This window comes from Rhodocytophaga aerolata (genome assembly GCF_030503435.1).
Taxonomy (GTDB): domain Bacteria; phylum Bacteroidota; class Bacteroidia; order Cytophagales; family 172606-1; genus Rhodocytophaga; species Rhodocytophaga aerolata.
On record NZ_JAUKPO010000179.1, the window covers coordinates 1 to 811 of the forward strand.

The window sequence follows — 811 nt, forward strand, 5'->3', positions numbered from 1 at the left end:
AGGGCAACGACTCCTACAGCAGCTCGCAAGCGCAAAATCCCTCTACTCCCTGGCGCAGCCTCGCTAAACTCAATGCCTTCTTTTCCTCTCTTAATGCAGGAGATGTAGTCTTGTTTAAACGCGGGGATACCTTCGAGGGAACCATCATTGCCACCAAATCCGGCTATGCCGGCAATCCCATCACCTTCTCAGCCTATGGCTCAGGCAACCGGCCCGTCATCAGCGGCTTTGGCTCAGTGGGCAGCTGGACCAATATCGGCAACGGGGTGTGGGAAGCGGCTTTCAGCTCCGAAACAGCTACCCTCAACATGGTCACCCTTAATGAAACAGCCTATGCTATGGGCCGTTACCCCAACAGCACAGCGGCCAACAAAGGCTATCTGACCATCGACAATGCCTATGGCTCCAGCTCCATTACCGACAATCAGCTAAGCTCCTATCCCAACTGGAACGGGGCAGAAGTAGTCATCCGCAAAAACCGATGGATCATCGACCGCAACAAAGTAACCAGCCACTCAGGCTCAACCATCAACTACAGCACGGCCTCTTCCTACACCGCCTCCAAAGGCTATGGCTACTTTATTCAGAACCACCCCTCAACTCTAGACAGCTTTGGCGAATGGTACTACAACAAATCCACCAAAAAACTGCGGGTGTATTTTGGTTCTAACTCGCCTTCTTCCTACCGGGTGAAGGCCAGCCGCAAAGAGGTTGGGGTCAGCTTCAACCGCAATGGCTACCTCAAGTTTGACAACTTAGCTTTCGAAGGTTTCAACTTCCGCACCTTTGATGTGGAAAGAACCACTGATGT

1 pseudogene is annotated in these 811 nt (G+C 52.3%); it reads left to right on the forward strand.

The annotated features are described in order from the left end of the window. Positions 1 to 811, forward strand: a pseudogene (locus Q0590_RS37425) (malectin domain-containing carbohydrate-binding protein); the annotation flags it as partial.